23 protein-coding genes are annotated in these 24,057 nt (G+C 67.7%); 14 read left to right on the top strand and 9 right to left on the bottom strand.

Annotated elements, in window-relative coordinates; all coding sequences use genetic code 11:
• The first annotated feature begins 87 nt into the window (after positions 1-87).
• Genes H6717_20375 through H6717_20365 form a run of 3 tightly spaced genes read left to right on the top strand, consistent with a single transcriptional unit; the run spans position 88 to position 2,926 of the window.
• Entirely contained in the window at positions 88-1,083 is a 996-nt protein-coding gene (locus H6717_20375) for an SUMF1/EgtB/PvdO family nonheme iron enzyme (protein ID MCB9579398.1), read from the top strand.
• Positions 1,084-1,100: 17 nt separating this feature from the next.
• Entirely contained in the window at positions 1,101-2,072 is a 972-nt protein-coding gene (locus H6717_20370) for a phosphatase PAP2 family protein (protein ID MCB9579397.1), read from the top strand.
• Complete coding sequence (locus H6717_20365; protein MCB9579396.1) at positions 2,072-2,926, top strand: hypothetical protein; 855 nt, start codon at positions 2,072-2,074, stop codon at positions 2,924-2,926. The genes H6717_20370 and H6717_20365 overlap by 1 nt, the downstream gene beginning before the upstream one ends.
• Positions 2,927-2,980: 54 nt before the next feature.
• Here the strand turns inward: H6717_20365 and H6717_20360 are convergent, their stop codons facing one another.
• Positions 2,981-4,066, bottom strand: coding sequence for an MYXO-CTERM sorting domain-containing protein (locus H6717_20360; GenBank protein MCB9579395.1), 1,086 nt, complete (start codon positions 4,064-4,066; stop codon positions 2,981-2,983).
• 252 nt (positions 4,067-4,318) lie between these two features.
• Positions 4,319-7,426, bottom strand: coding sequence for a preprotein translocase subunit SecA (gene secA / locus H6717_20355; protein ID MCB9579394.1), 3,108 nt, complete (start codon positions 7,424-7,426; stop codon positions 4,319-4,321).
• 206 nt (positions 7,427-7,632) lie between these two features.
• Here secA and H6717_20350 point away from each other — a divergent pair, with 206 nt between their 5' ends.
• Together H6717_20350 and H6717_20345 are read left to right on the top strand one after the other, a co-directional pair.
• Positions 7,633-8,301 carry a DUF4336 domain-containing protein gene (locus H6717_20350; GenBank protein MCB9579393.1) on the top strand — a complete coding sequence of 223 codons (669 nt, stop codon included), beginning with the start codon at positions 7,633-7,635 and terminating at the stop codon, positions 8,299-8,301.
• Between the two features lie 16 nt (positions 8,302-8,317).
• A complete protein-coding gene (locus H6717_20345; protein MCB9579392.1) occupies positions 8,318-9,214 on the top strand; it encodes a hypothetical protein in 897 nt (298 codons plus the stop codon).
• Here H6717_20345 and H6717_20340 read toward each other — a convergent pair.
• Complete coding sequence (locus H6717_20340) at positions 9,201-10,157, bottom strand: LysR family transcriptional regulator (GenBank protein ID MCB9579391.1); 957 nt, start codon at positions 10,155-10,157, stop codon at positions 9,201-9,203. The genes H6717_20345 and H6717_20340 overlap by 14 nt on opposite strands.
• A gap of 73 nt (positions 10,158-10,230) precedes the next feature.
• Here H6717_20340 and H6717_20335 point away from each other — a divergent pair, with 73 nt between their 5' ends.
• A complete protein-coding gene (locus H6717_20335; protein ID MCB9579390.1) occupies positions 10,231-11,070 on the top strand; it encodes an SDR family oxidoreductase in 840 nt (279 codons plus the stop codon).
• Here the strand turns inward: H6717_20335 and H6717_20330 are convergent, their stop codons facing one another.
• Entirely contained in the window at positions 11,071-11,550 is a 480-nt protein-coding gene (locus H6717_20330) for an acyl-CoA thioesterase (protein ID MCB9579389.1), read from the bottom strand.
• A 79-nt stretch (positions 11,551-11,629) separates the two neighbouring features.
• On the opposite strand from H6717_20330, the gene rseP reads away from it, so the two are divergent.
• Together rseP and H6717_20320 are read left to right on the top strand one after the other, a co-directional pair.
• Complete coding sequence (gene rseP / locus H6717_20325) at positions 11,630-13,306, top strand: RIP metalloprotease RseP (protein ID MCB9579388.1); 1,677 nt, start codon at positions 11,630-11,632, stop codon at positions 13,304-13,306.
• A complete protein-coding gene (locus H6717_20320; protein ID MCB9579387.1) occupies positions 13,264-14,592 on the top strand; it encodes a Sun protein in 1,329 nt (442 codons plus the stop codon). The genes rseP and H6717_20320 overlap by 43 nt, the downstream gene beginning before the upstream one ends.
• Here H6717_20320 and H6717_20315 read toward each other — a convergent pair whose 3' ends face one another.
• The gene (locus tag H6717_20315) at positions 14,593-15,000 is read right to left on the bottom strand and encodes a bacteriohemerythrin (protein ID MCB9579386.1); all 408 of its coding nucleotides are present in this window, start codon (positions 14,998-15,000) and stop codon (positions 14,593-14,595) included. It abuts the gene before it with no gap.
• A gap of 271 nt (positions 15,001-15,271) precedes the next feature.
• On the opposite strand from H6717_20315, the gene H6717_20310 reads away from it, so the two are divergent.
• The 5 genes from H6717_20310 to H6717_20290 all read left to right on the top strand — a co-directional run bounded on the left by H6717_20310 (position 15,272) and on the right by H6717_20290 (position 20,151).
• Complete coding sequence (locus H6717_20310) at positions 15,272-16,486, top strand: alpha/beta fold hydrolase (protein ID MCB9579385.1); 1,215 nt, start codon at positions 15,272-15,274, stop codon at positions 16,484-16,486.
• 188 nt (positions 16,487-16,674) lie between these two features.
• Complete coding sequence (locus H6717_20305; GenBank protein MCB9579384.1) at positions 16,675-17,568, top strand: 4-hydroxy-tetrahydrodipicolinate synthase; 894 nt, start codon at positions 16,675-16,677, stop codon at positions 17,566-17,568.
• Positions 17,569-17,597: 29 nt separating this feature from the next.
• Positions 17,598-18,350: a 4-hydroxy-tetrahydrodipicolinate reductase gene (locus tag H6717_20300; GenBank protein ID MCB9579383.1), complete on the top strand. Its 753-nt coding sequence runs from the start codon at positions 17,598-17,600 to the stop codon at positions 18,348-18,350.
• Positions 18,350-19,372, top strand: a complete 1,023-nt coding sequence (locus H6717_20295; protein MCB9579382.1) for a hypothetical protein — start codon at positions 18,350-18,352, stop codon at positions 19,370-19,372. Before H6717_20300 ends, H6717_20295 begins: the two co-directional genes overlap by 1 nt.
• Positions 19,373-19,413: 41 nt before the next feature.
• Entirely contained in the window at positions 19,414-20,151 is a 738-nt protein-coding gene (locus H6717_20290; protein MCB9579381.1) for a hypothetical protein, read from the top strand.
• Here H6717_20290 and H6717_20285 read toward each other — a convergent pair.
• Positions 20,141-21,547, bottom strand: coding sequence for an amidase (locus tag H6717_20285; GenBank protein MCB9579380.1), 1,407 nt, complete (start codon positions 21,545-21,547; stop codon positions 20,141-20,143). The two genes, H6717_20290 and H6717_20285, sit on opposite strands and share 11 nt — an antisense overlap.
• An 86-nt stretch (positions 21,548-21,633) precedes the next feature.
• Between H6717_20285 and H6717_20280 the strand changes: the two genes are divergently transcribed.
• Entirely contained in the window at positions 21,634-22,338 is a 705-nt protein-coding gene (locus tag H6717_20280) for a protein-L-isoaspartate(D-aspartate) O-methyltransferase (GenBank protein MCB9579379.1), read from the top strand.
• Between the two features lie 26 nt (positions 22,339-22,364).
• On the opposite strand, the gene H6717_20275 is transcribed toward H6717_20280, so the two are convergent.
• The 3 genes from H6717_20275 to H6717_20265 are packed head-to-tail and all read right to left on the bottom strand — an operon-like array spanning position 22,365 to position 24,057.
• Complete coding sequence (locus tag H6717_20275) at positions 22,365-22,952, bottom strand: hypothetical protein (GenBank protein MCB9579378.1); 588 nt, start codon at positions 22,950-22,952, stop codon at positions 22,365-22,367.
• The gene (locus H6717_20270) at positions 22,952-23,284 is read right to left on the bottom strand and encodes a heavy metal-binding domain-containing protein (protein ID MCB9579377.1); all 333 of its coding nucleotides are present in this window, start codon (positions 23,282-23,284) and stop codon (positions 22,952-22,954) included. The genes H6717_20275 and H6717_20270 overlap by 1 nt, the downstream gene beginning before the upstream one ends.
• Before the next feature lie 35 nt (positions 23,285-23,319).
• Positions 23,320-24,057 carry a flagellar hook basal-body protein gene (locus H6717_20265; GenBank protein MCB9579376.1) on the bottom strand — a complete coding sequence of 246 codons (738 nt, stop codon included), beginning with the start codon at positions 24,055-24,057 and terminating at the stop codon, positions 23,320-23,322.

Genomic DNA, 24,057 nt, shown 5'->3' with positions numbered 1-24,057 from the left:
GGCTTTACCACGGCTCGGAGCCTCGCGGAAAAAGGTCCGATTTCGCTGATTTTGCCCGATCCGCCGCATTGCCTTAGATCCATGGCCGTGCGCCCCTTTTCACAGCTGACGGTCCTGCTTTTGGCGGTGGCCTGCAATAACCCCGGAGCCGCCCCTCCTGCCGCAGCGCAGGCCGAGGCGCAGACCGCGCCGCCCCCGCAGCCCGTCGCGAAGCCGGTGACGAAGCCCACGGCCAAGCCCGCGCCGCCGCCGAGCGCCAGCGCCGCGCCCGTGGCCAGCGCAAAACCGGAGAAGCCGGAGATCCCGGACGACATGCTCCCGGTCCCCGGTGGGACCTTCACCATGGGGGCAGACGACGAAGGCGAGCAGGACGAGCGACCGGCCCACAAGGTCACGATCAAGGGCTTTCTGCTCGACAAGACCGAGGTCACCAACGCGGCCTACCTGGAGTGCGTCCAGGCAAAGGTGTGCAAGCCGTATCGCGAGGGCGTTGCTGCGGCGATGAAGTACGGCTCGGATCGCGAGTTCCGGCACCCGAACCAGCCCGTGGTGGGGGTTTCGTGGACCGACGCCAAGACGTACTGCGAGTGGCGTGGCAAGCGCCTGCCCCGGGAAGCGGAGTGGGAGCGCGCCGCCCGCGGCGACGACGGGCGTGAGTACCCCTGGGGAAACGAGCCACCGGACAAGAACAAGCACGGCGCCTTCGCCGGTGCCAAGAACGGCACCACCGTGGACGTGGGCTCCTATCCCGACGGGCGCGGTCCTTATGGGCACTTCGATCTGGCGGGCAACGTGTGGGAGTGGACCGAGGACATGTACGACCCGTACGCCTACAAGCGGCCCACGGCGAGCGAGGGCAAACCCGGTAGCTGCGACGAGATCCTCGCGGCCCTGAACGAGCTGCGCCGAAACCACCAGCAGGGCTACACCGGCACGAACCCGATCCCGGCGGAGTGCGAGCACGTGCTTCGCGGTGGTGCGTTCAACTATCGCCCGCAAGGGTTGCGCGCCTCGAACCGCGTCCATCACCCCGGGGGCTTCCGGATCCTGGTTGCCGGCTTTCGCTGCGCCAAGGATATGTGATGGAATAGTCGGGCTCCATGGCTTCGCTCCGCGACCTTCTGAGGGCCGCGACCGTCCTACTCGTCAGCCTACCGGCTCAGGCGCAGCCGCAGCCGCAGCCCCCCCTGACGGTGACGTTTCCGTCGGCAGATCCGCAAACGGATGTGAGCCCGTCGGAGTCGCGCGCCTTGGATGCGCTGGCCAGTCCGAGCGCTGAGAAGCCTCCCACTCGTCGCTGGCGCTGGCGTCGCTTCAGCACCGAGGAGTACGTGGTGACGGGCGCCGCCATGGCCATGTCCGTCGGGGCGCTCTTGATCAAGCCATCCCCCGGTCGCTGGAACGGTGGCGTGCTCGTGGACGAAGACGCGCGCCGTGAGCTGCGGCTCGACGACTATTTGGCCGAGCGCCGCGCGCGGGACGCGAGTGACGTGCTGCTCGCCGCGACGCTCGCGACACCGGTGTTGGCCGACGCCGTCGCCACCGCGGGGTGGTACCACCGGAGCCCGGACGTCGCGCAGCAGATGCTCTTGATCGACGCCGAGGTGCTGGCCGTCACGACCGGGGTCCACGGCTTGGTGGCCGGCGTCGTGAGCCGAGAGCGCCCCTACGGGCGGAACTGCGGTACGGAGCTCAGCCCCGAGAGCCTCGAATGCCGCCGCAACGAGCGGTACCGAAGCTTCTTCAGTGGGCATTCCGCCACGGCCTTCGCGGGGGCGAGCCTGATGTGCATCCACCACCAAGAGCTGTCGCTCTACGGTGGTGGAGTGCCGGATGCCGTCGCTTGCGGCGCGGGCTACGCTGCCGCGACGGCCACGGCCACACTGCGGGTGGTGGGCGACATGCACTACGTCTCCGACGTGGTCGTGGGTGCGGCCTGGGGCACCATCGCGGGGCTCGGGCTTCCGTGGTTCTTTCATTATCGCGTTGCCGATGCCGACTCGCGCCGCAGCACCGCGGAGCTGCACCTGGTTCCGTACCCGGGTGGCATCTCCTTTGGAGGGACGTTCTGATGCGTCGCGCCGCCTTGGCCCTGACCCTGGCCGTGGTCTCCGTTGCACGACCCAGCGCGGCCGACTCGCTGATCCCCGGACCGTTGCCGCCCGGATCGTCCGTCGAGGGGGGCGCCACGTCGCGGTACTGGTCGCGCTTCGACTCTCAGCCGTTCCTGGCCGCCACGCTGGAGCTCGGCTGGGCCTACGTCCATCCCAAGTTCAACGCGGGCGTGGGGAAGCCGTTCTATCGCTGGATCGGGCTGGACGCGGAACCGCTGGTGTCCGGTTCGGGTGCCGGGCTCTACGGCGGCGCGCACGCGCAGGTTCCGTTGCTCGATCTGCGCGCGGGAGCTCGCTACTTCTCGCCCTTCGACCGCAAGATGTTGTCCCAGAGTCCGCGCCACACGCGCGACGAGCTGGAGGTCCTCGACGGGCCCGACGCCAACGCGCTCACATTGGAGGGCGAGCTCCGCGGCGCCGTGAGCCTGCCCGGAGGCGGACCCTTCTGGATGCTGACGGGCCACTACGTTTCCGGCGTGGACGAGGATCACGACCTCTACGAAGAGAGCCTCAAGGTGGTGATCCGTCCGCCTTGGGTGTGGCGTGCCCGCGTTGGCTACGCGTTCTTCTTCGGCCGAGATGACGCCATTCGCTTGGGCATCGCGGAAGAGGTGCTCCAGAGTCCGGGCCGGGACGGCTACGTGCTCCGCGCCGGAATCACCTCCACCATGAAGCTCGCCGACACCGTGGATCTGCAGGCCACGCTCATGCCCGTGATCCACAGCCCCGACGCCATCGGCCTGGCCGGCGCGGACTTCGGACAGCTCGGCGTGCGCTGGCGCTGGGCCACGCGCCCGCCGAAGTCCGAATGAGAAAAGCCGCCGCCCGAATGGGCGACGGCTCTTCAACTCCCCAGCCTGATCGACTCAGGCGTGTCGGCGACGACGACGGCTGAAAACCATCGCGGCTCCCGCCAGGCCCAGCAGTGCCAGCGAGTTGCCGTTGGACTCGTTCTGACCCGGGACGCTGCAGCCGCAGCCGCTATCGTCACTCGAGCCCGAGCCGCTGCTCTTGCTGCCGCCGAGACCCGCGTCCAAGCCACCACCGAAGCCGCCGGTCGCACCGAAGCCACCGGTTGCACCCGTGCCCCCGGTTGCACCCGTGCCCCCGGTTGCACCCGTGCCCCCGGTTGCACCCGTGCCGCCGGTCGCGCCCGCTCCACCGGCACCCGCAGCACCGGCTGCGCCTCCAGCACCGGCTGCGCCCGCAGCACCCGCTGCGCCCGCAGCACCGGCCGCACCGGCCGCGCCCGCGGCACCGGCCGCGCCCGCAGCACCTGCCGCGCCGCCTGCGCCTGCCGAACCGCCAGTACCGGCGTCTCCGGTACTATTGACCTCGCCAGCCAGAGCCACGTTGTCGATACGGAAGGTGCCGCTGGTGCCGGAGGCACCGTACGCAGCGATGCGGATCGAGAACGGCTGGGTGTACGGGCCGGCCGCCGCACTCAGGGGGAGTGATTCGGACGTCCATGTGCTGGCAACGATGGTTCCAGTGCCGACCGACGTTACGGTACTGCCTTGCACGACGTACGCTTCGAAGCTGGTGGGCCCGGTGCTCGATCGGTAGGTGTCGAAGCCGAGCGTCGAAAGCGACACCGACGTGCCGGCGTTCGGCGTCACCGTGAACGTGTACCAATCCGTACCGGCGGACGTGTTGACCCAGTTGCCGGAGTTCATCGAGCTGCCGGGGTTTCCCGCATTGAACGTAACCGAGGTAGTAGCTCCTTCGCGAGAGATGTTGCTCGCGGTAACCCCGCTATCGACCGTCGTTGGAGCCGTTTCGTTCGGCGTAGCGCCCTCGAACGTGTACGTCACCAGGTCGACGACCAGCGCGCTCGACTTCTTGCCGAGCTGAGAGGCGTCGTCCTCCCCTGAACATGCCGGGATGACGCCAGCAGCGAATACGAGCGAATACCAGACCCAAGCGCGTGGAGCGCGAATGCGAATCGACATATTGAAGCACCCTCCCACAGGTACAAATGGACCAGTTCTGTACCACGTCGAAAGAGCGCGCTCAAAGAGAACTCGCGTAGGACTGGAAAGGCCCGTGAGTGGATGGCGGTAGTGAGACGCGCGGGATGTGCGTCTTCACACGCTCGTCACACCAGCCGCGCTGCCTCCGCGATCTGCCACAGCTCGTAGAGCGCGAAGCCCCACGCCGGAGAGAGCAGCAGCACGCTCCCGAATTTCAGAAGGTGACGGTCGTCAGACCTGCGCCTGATCTTCGGCGCCGCCGTCGTCCTCGTCGTCTTCCAAGGCGGCGCCGTGACACTTCTTGAACTTCTTGCCGGAGCCGCAGGGACACGGATCGTTCCGGCCGATCTTGGGGGCGGCGGGAGCGGAGGCGCGAGCGGGCGGCGGCATGCTGGCGGCGGCTTCGCGCATTTGGCCCAACACGTCGTCCGGGGCTTCGCCTTCGGCGCCGGGGTGTCGCGCGACGGCTTGCTCCAGCAACTGCTGGTGCTCTTCGGCGGCGACCTGCTCCAGCGCTTCGATGTCCTCTTGGCGCTGCACCTCGACCTCGAAGAAGCGCATCAGCACCGTGCCACTGACCTTCGCCATCATGTTCAAGAAGAGGTCGTAGCCCTCCTTCTTGTACTCGTTCTTCGGGTCCTTCTGGCCGTAGCCGCGCAGGCCGATGCCGTCCCGTAGGTGCTCCATGTTCGACAGGTGATCCTGCCAAGCCTGATCGATGGCCTCCAAGTAGATGTGACGGAACACGCGCATCGCGATGTCGACGCCGAGCTCCTTCTCCTTCTTGAAGTAGAGCTCCTCGGCCAGCTTGTAGAGCTCGCGGACGAGCATTTCGGCGTCGCCGATGTCCTCGATCTCGGAGTCCAGCTTGGACTGGAAGTGCTCCTTGAAGCCGGCGCGGATGTTCTTCCAGTCCCAGTCCTCCGGCGGCTTGTTCTCGGGGCAGCTCTCCTCGACGATCGCCGCGATCACCTGGTCTACCAGGTCCAACATGCGCTCACGCTGCTCGGAGAGGCCGTGCATGACCATGTCCAAGAGCTCGTCGTGGACCTCCGCCGCGGTCCGCTTCTTGCGACTCTCGATGTCGAGCTTCACGCCCCACAGCTGGTAGATCTCGCGCTGGAGGGACTCGAGCTCCACCAGCTTGTCGATCTTGGCCATGTCCTTCTTCTTGGGATCCCGCGGCTTGCCCTCTTTGTCCGTCAGGGCTTCGAGCGGCGGGTCGGCGAAGAAGGAAATCAGCTTGGGTACCAGCGGCTTGACGATCTTCTCGATCTCGGGATCCGCTTCCACCTTGCGCACGCGTCCGGTGGGCTTGCCCAGCTCGTCCACTTCTTCCGGCTCGTAGCGACCCACCAGCAAGGACTGGCGTAGCGAGTACACCGTCTTGCGCTGGGCGTTCATCACGTCGTCGTACTCGAGCAGGTTCTTGCGGATGTCGAAGTTCCGCTCCTCGACCTTGCGCTGAGCGTTCTCCACGCTCTTGGTGACCCAGGGATGCTCGATGGGCTCGTCGTCCGGCAGGCCCATGCGGTCCATGAGGTTCTTCACGCGCTCGCCGCTGAAGATGCGCATCAGGTCGTCTTCCAGCGACAGGTAGAAGCGGGTGGAGCCCGGATCACCCTGGCGCCCGGCGCGACCGCGGAGCTGGTTGTCGATGCGGCGCGACTCGTGCCGTTCCGTGCCCACGATGTGCAGGCCGCCGTTCTCGATGACCTCGTCGTGCTCCTTCTTGCAGCTCTTCTCGAACTTCTTCACGAGCTTCTCGAACTCCTCGGCGTCCAGATCCGGATCCTTGCCGGCCTCCTTGAACTCCCGACGCGCGAGCATCTCCGGGTTGCCGCCCAGCAAGATGTCCGTGCCGCGCCCGGCCATGTTCGTCGACACCGTGATGGCGCCCTTGCGCCCGGCCTGCGCGACCACGAAGGCCTCGTTCTCGTGGTGCTTGGCGTTCAGCACGTGGTGCTGGATCTTCTTCTTGGACAAGATGCGCGCGATGGCGGCGCTCTTCTCCACGCTGGTGGTGCCCACCAGCACCGGGCGCCCGGCCTCGTGCTCCGCCATGATCTCCTTGATCACGGCCGTGAACTTCTCGCGCTCGGTCTTGTAGACGACGTCCTGGTGGTCGGCGCGGACGTTGGGCTTGTTGGTGGGGATCACCACCACGTCCAGCTCGTAGGTGGAGTGGAACTCCTGCGCTTCCGTCTCTGCCGTTCCCGTCATGCCGGCGAGCTTGTCGTACATGCGGAACAGGTTCTGGAACGTGATCGTCGCGATGGTTCGGCTCTCTTCGTGGATGCGAACGTTCTCCTTCGCCTCCACGGCTTGATGCAGACCGTCGCTCCAGCGGCGACCGGGCAGCACGCGGCCGGTGAACTCGTCCACGATCAGCACTTCGCCGTCCGGTGTGACCATGTAGTGCTGGTCGCGCTTGTACAGAGCGTGGGCCTTGAGCAGCTGATTGAGGATGTGGAGAGACTGCACGTTGGCCGGGTCGTACAGGTTCTTGAGCCCGATCATGCGCTGGACGGTCTCTACGCCTTCGTCCGTGAGCGTGGCGCTGAACGCCTTCTCGTCCACGTTGTAGTGCTCGTCCTTGCGCAGACGCGCCACGACCTCGTTCAAGGTGCGGTACTTCTCGCTGGCGGCGTCCGCCGGGCCGCTGATGATGAGCGGCGTGCGGGCCTCGTCGATCAAGATGGAGTCCACCTCGTCGACGATGGCGTAGTTGAGCTTGCGCTGGGCGTAGTCCAGCGTGGAAAACTTGAGGTTGTCTCGCAGGTAGTCGAAGCCGAACTCGTTGTTCTGCCCGTAGCAGATGTCCATCTTGTAGGCAGCGCGCTTCTCGTGGTCCGGCTGCTGGTTCACGATGGTGCCGATGGACAACCCGAGGAAGTTGTAGAGCTTGCCCATCCACTCCGCGTCGCGCTTGGCCAAGTAGTCGTTCACCGTGACCAGGTGCACGCCCTTGCCTTCCAGCGCGTTCAGATAGATGGGCAAGGTGGCGACGAGCGTCTTGCCTTCGCCCGTCTTCATCTCGGCGATCTTGCCTTGGTGCAGCACCATCCCACCCAGGAGCTGCACGTCGTAGTGCCGCATCTTGAGGGCGCGCTTGCCGGCCTCGCGGCACACCGCGAAGGCTTCGATCAAGAGGTCGTCCAAGGTGGCGCCGTTGTCGAGCTGCTCCTTGAACTCTGCAGTCTTTGCCTTGAGCTCTGCGTCCGACAGTTTCTGGATCTTGGATTCCAGCTCGTTGATGGCGTTGACGGTCGGCTGCATGCGCCGGACCGCGCGCTCGTTCGACGTACCGAAAAGCTTCTTGGCTACCCAGGTGAGCATCGTTTCCTTCTGCTTTGCGCTCTCGCCGTGCTTTTTCGAGGCCGCCAGGGGCGCAAAAGTCCTGGGAAGCTAATGCGCCTCGGCGCCACCTGCCAGCGTTTGTCCGACTTTTGGGGCAACCGGGCGAAAGCCCGACAAAAAGCAGCAAAATTTCCAAGTGTTGCCCGTGATTGGGGGCAGCCCACAACGGGGGTACCCTGGCCCTCGTGCTCCGGAGTGTGGCGGACGGGCTTTGGGTGGTCGAGCACCCCCTGAAAATTGCGGGCCTGGCTCTGGGTTCGCGGATGACCGTGGCCCGCCTCTCGGATGGCTCCAGTTGGCTCCACTCGCCGGTGCGCTTCGTGCCGTCCACCGACGTTCGAGCCGTCGGTCCCGTGAGCGCCATCGTCGCGCCGAGCAAGGTCCACCATCTGATGGTGAAGGACTGGACCGACGCTTACGGCGACGCCCGGCTGTTCGGTGCACCCGGGCTCTCGCAAAAGCGGCCGGACCTGTCCTTCCATACCGAGCTCGGCGACGAAGCTCCCCCGGAGTGGGACGGCGTGCTCGATCAGCTCGTGATCCGCGGCGCGCCCTGGGTCAACGAAGTGCTGTTTCTGCACCGGCCATCGCGCACGTTGATCGTGACGGATGCGGCGTTCAACATCCCCGCCGCTCCGGACTGGTGGACTCGCGGCTATCTGCGCGCCTTCGGAGCGCTCGGTGGCTTCGCCCAGAGCCGGATGTTCAAGCTCTGCGTCCGCGATCGCCGTGCCGTACGGGAAAGCATCGACCGCGTTCTTGCGTGGGACTTCGATCGCGTGATCGTCACCCACGGAGAGATCTTGGAGAGCGGTGGCAAGCGCGCCATCGAAGACGTGTTCGCCTGGCTCTGACGAAGGAGAGGACGAAGTGCACGACCTGAAAACGTTCTTGGCGGTGTTGAGTGCAGGGGTCTTGTTTGTCGGGGCGGCGCGGGCACAGCCCGAACCGGCCGGCGGGGAAACACCGCCGGCTCCAGCCACGGAAGCGCCGCCCCCGCCGCCGCCCCCCTCGGGTGCGACCGAGCCGACGCCCAACGCCCAGCTGCCAGGCCCCGGCCCTGGTCACCCGCCGCCTGCCGGCGGCTACAGCCAGCCCGGCTACGGCCAGCCGCCGCCTCCCGGCTACGGCCAGCCGCCGCCCCCTGGCTACGGCTACCAGCAGCCGGGCTACTACGAGCCGCCGCCCCCCGTGCCCACGGAGGATCCCACGATCCACTACCACGACGGCTTCTATCTCCGGATTGGCCTCGGCGTCGGCTATTTCACGACGTCGGTCACCTCTGATCCCGCGCCAACGCCGGAGCCGGACGTGAAGATCAAAGGTACCGCTCTGGTGGGGGAGTTTCTTCTCGGTGGTACTCCCACGCCGGGCCTCGTCATCGGCGGAGGCAGCATGGGCGCGTCCGTTCCCAGCGCCAAACTCGAGAGAGATGGCAACCAGGTGGACACCAGCAGCAACAGTGTCGCGCTCTCGATGCTCGGGCTGTTCGTGGACGTGTATCCGGATCCCTCCGCGGGCCTTCACTTCCAGGGTCTGATCGGCTTCGCCCAGCTGAACGACAACGACGACAGCACCAGTGACAATCCGACCGGCGTGGGTCTGTCCCTCGCCGTCGGCAACGAGTGGTGGGTGGGCGAGCAGTGGGGTATCGGCATCATGGGGCGGTTGATGTACGCCAACACCAAGCTCGACTTGGACAACGGCATCACCGGCAAGTACTCCACGCTGGTGCCCGGGATCCTGTTCACCGCTACGCTCCACTGACAGACCTGCCGCGGCCCTTGGGCCGCGGCACCGGGCCCAGCGTCCCTTTCACCCGTCGCAGCACGGTGCGCAGCCATAAATGGGCGGGATCCGCGTCATTTCGCAGGTGCCAGGCCATGGACACGCCGTAGCTGCCGACGTCGATCGGCGGCTTGCGCGTGACCAAGCCGAGGTCTTCGGCGAACAGGGCGGCGATGCGCGCGGAAACCGTGAGCACGAAGTCTTCCCGCGCGACCAAGTGCGGCGCGACGAGGAAGTTCGATACCGTGCGCGCCACGCGTCGAGAGAGACCTCGCGCCGCCAGGGCTTCGTCCACCGTGCCGCGGGGGCTGCCGCGGGGAGCCACGAGCACGTGATCCAGGGCGGCGTAGGCCGCGAGGTTCAGGGGCTTCCGCAACGCGGTGTGTCCGCGCCGCAACAAACAAACCAATTCATCCCGAAATAGCTCTTCCGTCAGGATGTCGTCGCTCGGCGAGCGGAACACGCCGATGGCCAGATCCGCATCGCCGCTCCGGAGCTGGCCTTGGAGATCCCGCAGGGGCTTGGAGTACAGGTTCACGCCGGGTGCTTCGCGAGCGCACAGCTCGCCGACGGGGACGGCCACCACCAACTCTGCGTAGTCCGTCGCCGCCAAGGCGAAAGCCCGCGTGAGGGTCGCTGGATCGAGCGCGCGCTCCGGGGTCAGTGCCTGCTCCACGTCGGTGAGCAGCCGGCGCACCACGGGGCGCAGTCGCGCAGCGCGTGGTGTGGCCGAGAGGGCGCGGCCGGAGCGCACCAGCACGGGATCGTCGAGCAGCTCTCGCAGGCGGGCCAGGGCGTGACTGGTGGCGGACGCGGAAAGGCCGAGGCGCGACGCTGCGGTCTTCACGTTCTCGGTTTCGAGCAGGGCATCGAGCACCACCAACAGATTCAGGTCCAGATTTCTGAGCTGCACAACATGCAGCTATAGCATGTAAAACATGCAGTTGCCGCATGTTTGGCGCAGCTCCAAGCTCTCGCTCGAAAGGAAACGAACAATGACCATCCTGATCACCGGAGCTACGGGAACCATCGGCACGCAGACCCTGAAGGCGCTCGAGCGAGAGGGCGCCACGGCGCTCTGCGGTGTGCGCACGCCGCGCGGCGAGCACGACGTGAAGTTGGATCTGGAAGACACCGCCAGCCTCGACGCCGCGCTGAAAGGTGTCACGCAGCTCTTGCTGATCACGCCCTTCGTCGAGCACTTCGAGCCCCTGGCGGAGCGCGCGCTCGACGCTGCGAAGCGTGCGGGCGTCTCCCATGTGGTGCGGCTGAGCGCGGCCGGCGTCTCTCCCGACGCCAGCTTCGACCTCGCACGGCAGCACGGTCGCGTGGAAGAAGCGCTGAAGGCGAGCGGTCTCGCCCACACCATCGTCCGGCCGCTCTTCTTCCAGGACAACTTCGTGAAGTTCCAAGCGGACACCATCAAGAAGGACGGCGCCTTCTACGGCGCCTCCAAGGGTGGCAAGAGCGCCTACCTGAGCTCCCGCGACATCGGCCGCGTGCTGGCGAAAATCCTGGTGGATCCCGCCCCCCACGCGGGAAAGACCTACTCCCTGACGGGGCCCGAGGCGCTATCCGACGAACAGGTGGCGGAAGTCATCGGCGAGGCGAGGGGACGCACCGTACGCTACGTGGACCTGCCGCCGGAGCAGCTCGCCGCCGGCATGCGCTCGAGCGGCGCTCCGGATTGGATGGTGGAGGGCATCGTCGCTCTCGAAGCGATAAAGGCCAACGGCTGGGCCGCGGAGGTGTCACCCGTGGTGAAGGACGTCTTGGGTGAAGAAGGGCAGCGCTTCGATGCCTTCATCGCCGAGCACGTAGACGCGTTCCGGTGATCACTTCTTGCGTCGGGTGAGGCGCGCTTGCTGACGTTCCTCCGCCTCGCGGAACCGCCGTCGCTCGTCCTCGGTTTCGAGAACGAGCGGCGGCACGCTGGTGGGGTTGCCGTCGTCGTCGAGCGCGACGTACACGAGATACGCGGAGTTCGTATGCGTGACCTCGCCGGTGATGGGATTCTCCGCGTGCACGCGCACGCCGACCTCGAGAGAGCTCTTGCCCACGAAGTTCACGCTCGCCACGCAGGCCAAGAGCTCGCCCACGTGCACGGGCGAGACGAACGTCATCGAGTCCATCGCCACCGTCACGCAGGGCCGCTGCGCGTGGCGCATGGCGGCGATGCCGCCGGTCTCGTCCACCATCTTCATGATCAGGCCGCCGTGCACGTTGCCGTAGGCATTGGCGTGTTCGGGGAGCATCAGCTGGTGGAGCTGCACACGGCACTCTCGCGGCGTCTTTCCGCGCGGAACGCTGGTCATGGGCCGGAAGGTACCCGGGCCTTTCGCCTCATGCTACGCTCGCGCCCCTCTTTCGAGGCCAGACGCCCGGCCCACCGCGATGGACCTCCTCTACTTCGTCATCCTGGTGAGCTCACTCATCTTCGTCCACGAGCTCGGACACTTCGCCTTCGCCAAGATCTTCGGCGTCAAGGTGCTCACCTTCAGTCTGGGCTTCGGCCCGAAGATCCTGCGGCTCCGGGGCCGGGAAACGGAGTATTGCATCAGCCTGCTGCCCCTGGGCGGCTACGTGAAGATGCTGGAAGCGAGCAAGACGGACATCGTCTTGCCGGAGGACAAGAACCGCACCTTCGAGTCCCTGCCCATCTACAAGCGCATCATCGTGGTGCTGGCCGGGCCAATGATGAACCTGGTGTTCCCGGTCCTCCTGTACTTCTCCGTGTTCGTCACCGACGGGCCCTTCCTGCCGCCCACGGTGGGCGTGGTGCTGCCGGGCCACCCTGCGGCGGGCAAGCTGTTTCCCGGCGACCGCATCATGGCGGTGAACGGGCAAGACGTCGGTACCTTCGACGAGCTCAAGCGCATCGTCAGCAAGAACCCGAGCAAGCCGGTGCGCTTCACGGTGTTTCGCGACAACAAGCAGGTGGAGGTGGAGGTCACCGCGGAGGAGACCGTCGAGCGCCGCGAGCTCGACATCGTCGAGCGGGTGGGCACCGTGGGCATCCAGCCCTCCGCCCCGGCCGCCGTGATCGGCATCGCCAATACGGATTCCCCAGCGTTTCGCGCGGGCCTCCGGAGCTTCGACGTCATCACCCACGTGGCCGGGCAGCCCGTGCGGCGCTTCATGGATCTCGATCGCGCGCTGTCCGAAAACCGCGGCGAGACCGTGCCGGTCACGTACCTGCGGCCGGTGACGGTCCCGGAAGCACTGGGCGGATTGGCGAACATGGCGGTGTTCGAGTCCGGCGTGGTCGCGCTCACGCCGGACGCCAGCGGAACGGATCTCTCCTCCAGCACCGGCATCGAGCTGGCAGATCTGTACGCCGCGGTGGTTCCGGAAGACAGCTACCTGCACAAGGCCGGCTTGCGCCCCGGAGACAAGATCCTGCGCTTGGACGACGAGCCCGTCCCTGCTTGGTCCACCTTTCGCGAGCGCGTGCTGGCGGCGCCGGATAGACCCCACCGCATCGACTACCTGGCCGCCCGGGAGGGTCGTGAGCGCTCCGGAACGTTCCAGATGCGGCGCGAGGACTTCACGGACGAGCACGGTCAGACCTTCGCGCGTTACGTGCTCAGGGTGCAGCATTGGATCCCCCTGGCGCCGGAGAAGCAGGTCGACCACCCGACGCCGGTTCGCTACGCGATGGAGAAGGCCATCGAAGAGACGGTAGACGTCACGCGTTTCGTGATGATCGGCATCGTGCGCTTGGCCCAGGGACGGATCAGCCTGAAATCTCTATCCGGTCCCATCACCATCTACGAGGTGGCGGGGGAGGAAGGACGCAAGGGCCCCGACTTCTTCGTGTGGGTGATGGCCCTCATCAGCATCAACCTGGGGCTCGTGAATCTGTTGCCCATCCCGGTGCTCGATGGCGGACATCTGATGTTCTTCGCCATAGAGGCCGTGCTGCGCCGACCGCTGCCGCTCCGGGTGCGAGAGATCGCCCACTTGGTGGGCATGATGATCCTGGTCGGCCTGATGGCGCTGGCCTTCAAAAACGACGTGGAGCGTCGCTGGGACGTGATCGTCGGTCAGCTGCGCGAGCTCACCGGGTGAAGACGGACGCTCGCAGCATCGCCGCGCGGGTGGTCACGCGCGTGGAGCGCGACGGCGCCTTCGCCGCGGCGGCCCTCGACGCGGAGCTCGCGCGGCATCCGGAGCTCGACCCCAGGGATCGCGCACTGGCGACGGAGCTCAGCTACGGCACCTTGCGCTGTCGCGCCGCGCTGCTCACGCGGCTGTCGCGCTTCGCGCCGCGCGGGCTCGGCAAGACGCATCCGGCGGCGGTCGCCCACATGCTGGTGGCGGCCTATCAGATCCTGCTCCTCGATCGCGTGCCCGCCCACGCGGCGGTGAACGCCGCGGTCGGTGCCATCACCCGGGAGCAGGGCAAGCGCGTCGCGGGTTTCGCCAACGCGGTGCTGCGCAAAGTCGCCTCCGCACCGCTCGAGCTCTCGCGTGGCCAGGCGGTGGTGGAGAGCGTGCCGCCCTGGCTCTGGGAGCGGCTCACCGCTGCGGTGGGAGACGACGAAGCGCGCGCTCTCGTGGGCGCGGACCCGGGGCGCGGCGTGAAGGTCGGCGTGCGCGTGGTGGGTGACGCACCGTTGCCCGCGTGGCTGGAAGAGGCGGAGCCAGGGCGCGCTTCCCCCCGCGCGCGGCTGCTCACCGGCGGCGGCGATCTACGCCTGCGCGAAGGCTTCGCGGAAGGCCGCTTCGTGATTCAAGAAGAGGGCGCGCAGGTCGTGGGTCTCGCCCTCGGTGCCCGCCCGGGAGAGCGCGTGCTCGACGCCTGCGCGGGGCGCGGTCAGAAGACCACGCTGCTCGCGGAGCAAGTGGGCGCTGCCGGCGAAGTGTGGGCCACGGATCTGTACCCCGAGAAGCTCGCGGCCCTCGACAGCGAGAGCGCGCGCCTCGGGCTCTCGGCCGTGCACACCGCGGGCGTGGACTGGACCGTGGGCAGCGGCGGCGTGCCGGAAGCCTTCGACCGCGTGTTGGTGGACGCCCCCTGCACCGGCGTCGGCACTCTCGAGCGCCGCCCGGAGATCGCCCATCGCTTGCGCGCCGAAGATCCCGCGCGGCTGGCCAAGCTCGCGGAGCAGATCCTGCGTCGCGCCCTCCGCCACGCGAAGCCGGGCGGTCGCGTGGTGTTCGCGGTCTGCAGCGTGTTGCCGGAAGAAGGCCCCGCGCTGTGCAAGCGGGTCTCCGACGTGCTCGAAGCGGCACCCTTCGACGCACCGGAGCTCGCGCACCTGCTCACGCCCGGCGCCACGAGCTCCTTTCTGTTGCCCCATCGGCACGGAACGGAAGGCTACTTCGTCGCGAGCTTCCGCCGGCCGGCGTGACTACTTCACTCCGCCTTCTTTCAGCGTTTCCAGGTAGGCGCGGTCGGACACCGTGATGTGCGTGACGAGCCAGCCGCTCAGGTAGTCCATCAGCGCTTTCGTCACGCTCTGGAATCCCGACTCGAAGCGGTCCTTGTAGATCTCGATCTGGTCCGTGAAGATCCGATGCTCGCGGCGGTGCTGCTTCAGATCTTCGTAGTCGTGCTCGTGGAGCAGCGTCTCTTCCGTCTTGAAGTGGTAGTGGGTGTAGTCCACCAGCTCCGTGAGCGTCTTGGCCATCACCTCGGGGCCGCGACCGTCGTCCATGGCCTGGCCGAGCTCGTTGATCAGATCCACCAAGCGCTTGTGCTGGGAGTCGATCACCTCGATACCGAGCTGAATCTGGGGTCCCCAAGTGATTGCGGGCATGCGCGTGTTCTCCTGACGAGGCCTGCGTGCGACACGAGGCCGATTCCGGGTGTTCGTACGGCCGACTTGCGCAAACGCAAATGACGTGGCTCAGCACGCCCGCGACTCCTGCCCTTTGCAGCGCTCCAAAGCCCCGTGACCCACCTGCGGGCCGTCTTCTTTTTTGTTGGTCCGCCGCGGAACCCGCCCGCCCAGGCCGTCGCGGAACCCGCCCGCCCGGGCCGCCGCGGGGCGGCCCCGCCGACCCCCGTGCTACCCTCTTCGTCTCTCGATGAGACGACGCGTTCGCGGCCTCAAGGCGCTGATCCACGACGCGGTCGACTTCACCGCGGACATGGTCGAAGAGGGGCACGCCTCGATTCGTCGCAATGCGCTGCGCGTGCTCGACGTCTCGCCGGAGCTTTCCGGACCGGCCAAGCTGGCAGACGGCGTGTACCGAGCGTCTCTGGCCATCACCCTGGGCTCCGTGCGTGGCGTGAATCACGCCGTCCGGTTCATCACGGACGCGGGGCTCGAGCCCGTGCTCGGGCGCCTGGCGGACGAAGCGGAGCCCATCGAGATGCGCTCCGACATCGCGGGCACCGCCGCATGGATCTCGGACGCCGCCCTCGGCGCCCTCAATGGGGCCGTCGGGGATTACCTGCAGCGCTCGAACAATCCCCTGGATCTGGGCCTCTCGCTGCGCTTCCGCGATCGCTACCTGGACGCCACCTCCGGCACTCCAGAGCTGCCCGCGCGGCTCGCCGTGTACGTTCACGGGCTCGGCACCACGGAGTGGTCCTGGTGCTTCAACGCCTTCGAGGCCCACGGGGACGCCGCGCAGTGCTTCGGCACCTTGCTGGAGAAAGACGCGGGGCTTGCGCCGCTGTTCGTGCGCTATAACTCCGGGCGCCGAGTCGTGGAAAACGGCAGCCTCTTGGCCGACGCCTTGGAGCGGGCCTTCGAGCAACGCCTCCCGCAAGAGCTGGTGCTGGTCGGCCACAGCATGGGGGGCCTGGTGCTGCAGAGCGCGTGTCACCAAGCCGTCGAGCGAGGGTACGGTTGGCCCTCGCGGGTGAGCCGGGTGTTCTCGCTGGGCTCGCCGCACCAGGGCGCGCCGCTGGAGCAGCTCGGAAGCGCCGCCGCCACGCTGCTCGCCGGCATCGACTGGCCCAGCACTCGGATCCCCGGCGAAATCCTCCGGCGCCGCAGCGCGGGGATGCAGGACCTCCGGCGCGGCCAGGTGCTCGACGGCGATGAGCCAGCGCGGCTCCTGCCCCAGGCCAGCTACTACTTCGTCTCGGCCACCATCACTTCCGACCCGCACCATCCTCTCGGTTGGCTGGCGGGCGACGTGCTCGTGCGCGTGCCGAGCGCTTCCGGCCCGGCGCGCATGGATCCGGGCGCCCACTTCGAGACGAGCTGCCTCGGGGGCATGGTGCACCAGGAGCTGCAGAATCATCCCGACGTGTATGCGGTGCTGAAGCGCGCCTGCGCCGGGGGGTGAGCGCAGCGCGCCGCTGCCACGGGCTCCGCAGCGGGACGGGCTTCGCGCCGGACCGACAAAAATGAAGGACGAAGCGCGTGCTGCCAGCGGGGAGCACCCGGCGGACCCGGATGCGGCGCAAGGTCGCGAGATGTGCGCGCAGTCTCATGGAAGTTGCGTTCGCTGCCCAAGAGGCAAATAGTCTCGGCATGAGCGGTCTACAGCTTCGCGGCGCCTACACGGCGCTCGTCACCCCCTTCACCAAAGACGGAAGCGCCATCGACTGGGACGCCTTCGACGCCCTCGTGACCGGGCAGCTCGATGGCGGCATCGCCGGGCTCGTGCCCTGCGGCACCACCGGCGAGACGCCGACCCTGACGGACGCCGAGCAGCGCGAGGTGATCCAGCGCACGGTGAAGCTCGCCAAGGGCAAGGTGCCGATCTTGGCGGGAACCGGCTCGAATAACACCAAGAAGAGCATCGACGCGAGCAAGGCGGCACTGGAAGCCGGCGCGGACGCCGTGATGATCGTGATGCCCTACTACAACAAGCCGAACCAGGAAGGCATGTTCCAACACGTGCGCACCATCGCGGAAGCGGTCGGCGCGCCGGTGGTGCTGTACAACATTCCCGGTCGCACCAACGTGGAGCTTTCCGCGGACAGCACGCTGCGGCTCTTGGACGCGTGCAAGAACGTCGTCGGCGTGAAGGACGCCACCGGCAACGTGGCGTACTGCCAGGAAGTCCTGCGTCGTGCGGGCGATCGCGTCACGTTCATGAGCGGCGACGATCCGCTGACGCTTTCCATGATGGCGGTGGGCGTGAAGGGCGTGATCAGCGTCACTTCCAACATCTTCCCGAAGCAAGTCAGCCAGGTCGTCACGGACGTGGAGGCCGGCAACTGGGAGGCGGCGCGGAAGAAGCACCTGGCGCTGTACCCGGTGCACAAGGTGCTGTTCATCGAACCCAATCCGCAGGTGCCCAAGGCAGTGCTCGCGGCCAAGGGTCGCATGAACGACGCCGTGCGCTTGCCGCTGGTGGTTGCCAGCGGGGCAGCGCGAGAGACCGCTCTCAAAGTCGTCGCGGAGTACGAGAAGTCGTGAGGCTGGCGTTGCACGGAGCCACCGGGCGTATGGGCGCCACGGTGGCTCGCCTCGCTCATGGCATGGACGACGTGCAGATCGTCGGCGCCGTGTGCTCCAGCGTGGACCCGGGTCAGGGGCGGGACGTGGGTGAGATCGCCGGTGTGGGGCCCATCGGCGTGGAAGCCACGGCGGATCTGGGCGCGGGGCTCCTGGGAGCCGACGTGGTGGTGGATTTCTCCGTCGCGTCTGCGGTGCCCGGATTGCTGGCGGTGGCGGCACGCCAGAAAGTGGCCGTGATGAGCGGCACGACGAATCTGGACGCGGCCGGGCGGCAGGCGCTCGACAAGGCGGCCGAGAGCGTGCCGGTGCTGTGGGCTCCGAACACCAGCCTCGGCGTGCAGGTGCTGGCCGAGGTAGTGGAGCAAGCGCTGCGCCGATTGGGGCTCGGCTACGACGTGGAGATCGTGGAGATCCATCACCGTCGCAAGGTGGACGCGCCCAGCGGCACGGCTCGGCGGTTGGCGGACGCGGCGCGCGCGGTGCGCGGCGAGCTCCGGGAGTTGCACGGTCGTGGCGGCGAAGTGGGCGCCCGCACGGACGAGGAAATGGGGGTGTTTGGCGTGCGCGGCGGAGACGTGGTGGGCGACCACACGGTGTACTTGCTGGGGCCGGGGGAGCGGCTGGAGCTCACTCACCGGGCGACCAGTCGCGAGCTGTTTGCCCATGGTGCGCTGCGCGGCGCTCGCTTCCTCGTGGGAAAGAAGCCGGGCTTGTACACGATCGCCGACGTTCTGGGCTGATGCGGCGTCGTCTCGCGCTGATTCTGTTCGCGCTCTTGGCGGTGGCGTGCGGGACCGGGCGTCCTGCCGAGGACCCCAGCTCCTTCCGGGTGGCCGCTCCCGCCCCAGCGAAGCCCGTCGCGCCGGAGCCTCCCACGGAGGAGAAGAGCTTCCGGGACAACCTGCGCCGCGTGATCGCCGATGCCACGCGGGACGGCTGGCTGGTGAAGAAGACCGTGGAAATCCCCGACCACCACGCGGCCATCGTGCTCATGGATCCCTCGGCGGCAAAGGCACCGGCGTACAAGCTCTCGCGCTTCGTCGCGGTGGGCGCCGGCCCGTTCAAGGTGCACACCGGCGAGAGCGGGATGATCGATGTGGTGAAGACCAAGAGAGGCAAGCTGCTCTGGGACCTCCACGGAGATGGAGCGCGGTTCGTCGTCTTGCACCTCACGCCCTGCGGCGCCAACTGCGGCGTAGCGGCGCCCAAGGTGCTCGAGCTTTCGCACGACGAGTTCGTGGAACCCAAGAGCGTGCCGGCGTGCCCGACCTGCATCCAGGACCTGGATCGCGACGGCATTCCCGAGTTCGCCTATCGCATGTTCGCGCTGACGGTGGCGCCCTGCGCACGGGTTTCCTGCGGACCCTCCTTGGCGCTGCAGCTCGAAGTACGCGGTCTGGAGTCGTGGGAGGGAGACCACTACGCCAAAAACCTACGGGACTTCGTGCCCATGTACTTCGAGCGGCTCAAGCGCGTACAGCGCGCCGCGCGGCGGGCGCGCCGCGCTCGCGACAAGAGCAAGCGCTGCCCGCTGGGTGCGCTCCAGGTCGCCGCGGAGCTCTACGTGTACGGTCAACTGATCGGCGAAGACCGCGACCGAGCCATCAAGAACGCCGACGACGTGATGCAGGGCTACGACACCGGAGCCTGCAAGGGCGAATACGATCTGCTCGAGGAGCCTCGCAGCTGGAGCGAGCTGAAGCAGGAGCTCTTGTCGCAAGAACTCCCGGTTCTCGACCTGCGCCGCGCACCGCGTCGCTGAATTCCATCGCAATCACCGAATGGACAGGCTATTGGCCGGCCATGTCGGTGATGCAGACGAGCGTGACGAAAACGGACAGCTTCACTTGGAGCTTCGACGCTTGGGAAGGCGATCTCGTGCGCCGCGCCGTGCTGCCGTTGGACTCGAGCTCACCGATCACGATCAAGCGGGACGTGCGAAGCTTCGTCGTGAGCGCCAGCGCGCGGGAGTTTGCCGCTGCCTTCGCCGGGTCGATGGCGGATCCGGATCGCGCTTTCGGGCTGGTGCGGGTGATGCGGCCGCGGGCCGAGCTGGGCAAGCCGTTCGCGGTCGGGCAACGCTTTCAAGGGCGCTTCAGCGTGAGGGAGCTGATCCGCCAGCGCAGCGGCAATGACGAGTGGGTGTCGCGCATGGCGGGATGGTCGCAGCAGAACGGCATCGCGCGGATGGTGTCGGGGGCCGTGCGCTCGATGGAGGACGCGTTCACCAGTGACTTCGGCGAGCTCACGGAGCTCGACGTCACGCACTTCCCGGCCCGAGTGAAGTACGTGTACCTGGAAGGGTCGTACATCGCCGGCAGCTCCGCGTTCGAGGTGACCGAGCTGGGCCCCGAGCGCTGCCGCGTGGACCAAACCTGGCTGTATCAAGAGCTCCGGACGCCGTACGTCTTGTGGGTGGGGACCAGCGTGCTGCGCATGCACCTGCAGGTGGTGTGGAGTCAGATCGAGCAGGCCGCCGAGAGCGTGGGCGCTGCCATCGTCGACTCCGACGTGCCGCCGGAATACCGCGTCATCGCCTGAACCAGGGCTGGGCGGGTAGCGGCAGCGGCGGCAGCTCGAGCTCGAGGGCGCGCGCCAGGCGCAGCAGGGTTTCGTCGCCGTGGAGCCGGCCCACCAGCTGAGCCCCGATCGGCAGCCCGTCGGGAGACAGCCCGGCGGGCAGGCTGATGGCGGGCTGACCGGTCACGTTGAAGGGTGCCGTGAAGGCGGCCACGCGGGCGGCGCGGTCGAAGATCTCCTCGGGTGCGAGATCTCGAAACAGTCCTACCGGCGGCGCGGGGGTCTTCACGGTGGGGGTGAGCCACACGTCCGCGTCCGCGAACGCGTCGAGCACTCGACGCGCGATGGTGTGCGTGAGCGTCCGCGCTTGCCTGCGGGAGACCTTGCGGGAGCCCTGCCGGAGCCAGCGCGTGAAGGGCTCGAGGCGGCGCTCGTCGAGGCGTGGCATGACCATCGAGTTGGCTTGCCACAGGGGCAAGAACTCTTCCGGAGTGGTGCCGCCCACGGCGGGCATCTCGCGCACGCGATGGCCCATGGCCGCCAAACGCTTCGCGACCTTCTCGATGGTGGCCGCGACACATGGGTCGCTGTCTCCAAGGACGGAGCGCGTGGTGTACCGGATCTCGAGGCGCTCGGGAGCATGCTCCAGCGTCGCCGAGAAGCCCGGCTTTGGACCTGGCTCGGGGTGACGGCTTCGCCGGCGCTGCCAGCGGTCGAAGGCCGCGCCGAGGGCGGAGCCGGAGGTGGTGGCCAGCACGTCCAACAGCGCCACGGCGTCGCCCACGCTGCGTGCGATGGGCCCGCAGGTCCAGATCAGATCCGGAGCGTCGAGCCCGAAGGGATTCACGATCAGACCCCGCGAGGGCTTGAAGCCGACCACTCCGCAGAAGGCAGCGGGAATGCGCACGGAGCCCGCGCCGTCGCTGCCGAGGGCGAGCGGCGCGAGGCGTGCGGCGACCGCTGCCGCCGAGCCGCCACTGGAGCCTCCCGCGCTGCGCTCGGGATCGAAGGGGTTGCGTGTTGGGGCGTGGATCTTGGGCTCGGTGACGGGCAGCACGCCGAGCTCCGACGTGGAGGTCTTGCCCAGCATGAGCATGTGGGCTTCGCGAAGGCGGCGCACCGCGAGATCGTCGAAGGGCGTCCACAACCACTCCGTGGCGGCCGAGCCCAGACGCATGTGGCTGCCCGCCACGGCGTTCAGATCCTTGATGGCGACGGGCACTCCCGCGAGGGGGCCGGACGATGGGCTGCGCGCGGCGTCGCGGCGCACGCGTTCGTCGTGGACCTCCACGAACGATGCGAGCTCCGCGTCCCAGTCGCGGATGCGCCCGAGGTAATGCTCGACGACCTCCAGAGGGCGGAGCTCGCCGCGGGTGATCCGTTCGCCGATTTCGACGGCACTCGAGTCCGAAAGCATCTGCCGTGTGCTCGAAGAGAGCGGCGTTCCTACCTTGCCCGCCTCCGATTGCCAACCCGGATGCGGCGCGCTACGGCAAGGGGGCCATGCGCTGGGGCTCGGTCCTGATCCTCTTCGCGCTCTCGGCCTGCGAGAAGAAGGCCTCGGACCTGGTCCAGGAGCGCGAGGCCATGGTGCGCGCGACGGTACAATCGCGGGGCGTGCGGGATGCCCGGGTGCTCGCTGCGATGCGCACGGTTCCCCGCCACGAGTTCGTGCCGTCGGCGAGTCGGAAGTTCGCCTACAGCGACCGGCCGCTCCCCATCGGTTGGGGTCAGACCATCAGCCAACCGTACGTGGTCGCGGCCATGACCGACGCGGCTCGGCCGAAGTCGACGGACCGATGCCTGGAGATCGGAACCGGCAGCGGCTACCAGGCGGCGGTGCTCGCAGAGCTGTGTGGCAAGGTGTTCAGCATCGAAATCGTCCCTGAGCTCGCGCGTTTCGCGAAGGACAACCTGCGCCGCTCGGGCTACGGACCGGACCGCGTAGCGCTGGTCACCGGCGATGGTTACGGGGGGTGGCCGGAGGAGGCGCCGTTCCAGGTGGTCGTCGTGACCGCCGCGCCGCCCAAGGTGCCGCGAGCGCTCCTCCAGCAACTCGCGATCGGGGGACGCTTGGTGGTGCCTGTGGGACGGCAAGGCGATACCCAGACGCTCCAGCGTTGGACGCGTACGGCGAAGGGGAGCGAAGCGTTCGTGAAGGAGGATCTGATGGACGTGCGCTTCGTGCCCATGGTGACCGCGAAGTAGCCGCGGCGGACCAACAAGAAAACCAATCAGAGGCGGTCGGGAGCCAGAAGCGGTCGGGTGATGCGAAGCAGCGCGCGCTCCCGGCGAACGATGGGCAGGTAGCCGCTGCAGGGGGAGCGATCGCGCTCTGGGCAGCTGCTGCAGGGCGAGCGGTTCGGGCCCCGGCGGCGGTAGAGCAAGAACAGCACGGTAGCGAGGGCGAGCACCACGAGCGCGAAAGCGACGCCCGAGGTGTCTCCCGCGGCGAGGCCGCGGGTGGCGACGAAGGTCGCGGCCAAGGCGGGGACGAAGCGACCGAGCCACTTGGACACGGGCCGGAGGAGGGACACCACCGCGAGGGCGACGCCGAGGGCGACGACGGCGAGGGCGGGCAGCGCGCCGAGGCGGAAGACCGGGGCAAGCGCGGCGCCGAGCAGGGCGCCGCCGAGGGTCAGGGTGCAGCCCTTGCAAAGGCGACCCCGCCTGGAGACGTGGAACACTTCCGCGGCGTAGCGATCGCAGAGCGGGTGGTGGGCGAAGCGATGGAAGCGATGCGCGGCCCGCGACAGTCGATCGATACGGCGCGAGAGCGCCTTGGACACGCGCGGTGGTCGCGTGGGCGAGAGCGCGTGCATCACTCTCGGGCGAGCACGACCGCGGTGCCGTAGGCGACGATCTCGTTGGTGTTCTGCATCAGCTCGCCGGAATCGAAGCGCATGCCCAGGACGCAGTTGGCGCCCTGCTCGATGGCGTGTTTCTCGAGGCGCGCCATGGCTTCGTTGCGTGAATCCGTGGCCAAGGTGGTGAGCGCGGAGATCTCGCCGCCGAAGATCTGTTGGCAGCCGGCACAGGCAGTACCGACCACGCTGCGGGAACGCACCGTGATACCCCAGCAAGGTCCGACGATGCGCTCGATGCGCGAGCCGGGAGGTGCGTCGAAGGTGGTGAGGATCGGGATGGAGTGCATCCCGGCAGTGGAGGAGCGAAAGCGTTCGGCGTCAATCAGCGGCGGGACATCAGGTCCGTGGCTGCCTTGTGGTCCACCGAGGAGAAGGCTTCGATGACCTTGGTGAGCATCTCGAACTGGCGCGATGCGGTCACCAAGCTGGTCATGCTCGTCACCGGCGAAGCGTTCGACATCTCCAACGCCTCGGGCTCGAGATCCGCGTCGACCGGAACGGGCGGAGGAGCGCCGGGCCGCGCCTTGAGTAGCACGTTGCCGTCCTTGTCCAGGGTTCCCGGAGGGAATTTCAGCGTCAGGAGGCGTGAGCCCGACGCGATGCCGTCCACGTTGATGCTGCCGTCGCGGCCGATCTCCACGCGAGCGCCATCCGTGGCCACCCGCAGCGGCTTCTTGTCCGGACCCAGGAACGCGTAGCCTTCGCGCGTCACGAGGTTTCCGTTGGATTGGATCTGCACCGAGCCAGCGCGCGTGTAGCGCTCGCCTTGCGGAGTCGACACCACCAACACGGACTCGGGATCCCGCAGCGCCACGTCCATGGGGCGCGCGGTGCGCACGATGTTGCCGACCTCGAGGTTCGGCGCCGTGCTGCGCACGACGGAGTAGCGCATGCTGCGGCTGCCCAAGGACTGAACTGCGCGCGACAGCTCCTGGCGAAACACGGCGCGGTCGGCCTTGAACCCGGGCGTCGTGGCGTTCGCGATGTTGTTGGCGGAGACGTCGAGGGCGAAGCTTTGTCCCGTGGCGCCGGAGGCCGCAGACCAGATCCCGGTGCTCAT

The organism is Polyangiaceae bacterium (assembly GCA_020633235.1).
GTDB lineage: Bacteria > Myxococcota_A > Polyangia > Polyangiales > Polyangiaceae > JACKEA01.
Note: the sequence above shows the minus strand (reverse complement) of the source record. Positions and strands in the feature narration are given on the sequence as shown.

Coding starts and splice junctions, on each gene's coding strand:
- H6717_20370 (MCB9579397.1), top strand. CDS start 1,101: ATGGCTTCGCTCCGCGACCTTCTGAGGGCCGCGACCGTCCTACTCGTC.
- H6717_20365 (MCB9579396.1), top strand. CDS start 2,072: ATGCGTCGCGCCGCCTTGGCCCTGACCCTGGCCGTGGTCTCCGTTGCA.
- H6717_20360 (MCB9579395.1), bottom strand. CDS start 4,066: ATGTCGATTCGCATTCGCGCTCCACGCGCTTGGGTCTGGTATTCGCTC.
- secA (MCB9579394.1), bottom strand. CDS start 7,426: ATGCTCACCTGGGTAGCCAAGAAGCTTTTCGGTACGTCGAACGAGCGC.
- H6717_20335 (MCB9579390.1), top strand. CDS start 10,231: ATGACCATCCTGATCACCGGAGCTACGGGAACCATCGGCACGCAGACC.
- H6717_20330 (MCB9579389.1), bottom strand. CDS start 11,550: ATGACCAGCGTTCCGCGCGGAAAGACGCCGCGAGAGTGCCGTGTGCAG.
- rseP (MCB9579388.1), top strand. CDS start 11,630: ATGGACCTCCTCTACTTCGTCATCCTGGTGAGCTCACTCATCTTCGTC.
- H6717_20315 (MCB9579386.1), bottom strand. CDS start 15,000: ATGCCCGCAATCACTTGGGGACCCCAGATTCAGCTCGGTATCGAGGTG.
- H6717_20310 (MCB9579385.1), top strand. CDS start 15,272: ATGAGACGACGCGTTCGCGGCCTCAAGGCGCTGATCCACGACGCGGTC.
- H6717_20305 (MCB9579384.1), top strand. CDS start 16,675: ATGAGCGGTCTACAGCTTCGCGGCGCCTACACGGCGCTCGTCACCCCC.
- H6717_20300 (MCB9579383.1), top strand. CDS start 17,598: ATGGGCGCCACGGTGGCTCGCCTCGCTCATGGCATGGACGACGTGCAG.
- H6717_20295 (MCB9579382.1), top strand. CDS start 18,350: ATGCGGCGTCGTCTCGCGCTGATTCTGTTCGCGCTCTTGGCGGTGGCG.
- H6717_20290 (MCB9579381.1), top strand. CDS start 19,414: ATGTCGGTGATGCAGACGAGCGTGACGAAAACGGACAGCTTCACTTGG.
- H6717_20285 (MCB9579380.1), bottom strand. CDS start 21,547: ATGCTTTCGGACTCGAGTGCCGTCGAAATCGGCGAACGGATCACCCGC.
- H6717_20280 (MCB9579379.1), top strand. CDS start 21,634: ATGCGCTGGGGCTCGGTCCTGATCCTCTTCGCGCTCTCGGCCTGCGAG.
- H6717_20275 (MCB9579378.1), bottom strand. CDS start 22,952: ATGCACGCGCTCTCGCCCACGCGACCACCGCGCGTGTCCAAGGCGCTC.
- H6717_20270 (MCB9579377.1), bottom strand. CDS start 23,284: ATGCACTCCATCCCGATCCTCACCACCTTCGACGCACCTCCCGGCTCG.
- H6717_20265 (MCB9579376.1), bottom strand. CDS start 24,057: ATGAGCACCGGGATCTGGTCTGCGGCCTCCGGCGCCACGGGACAAAGC.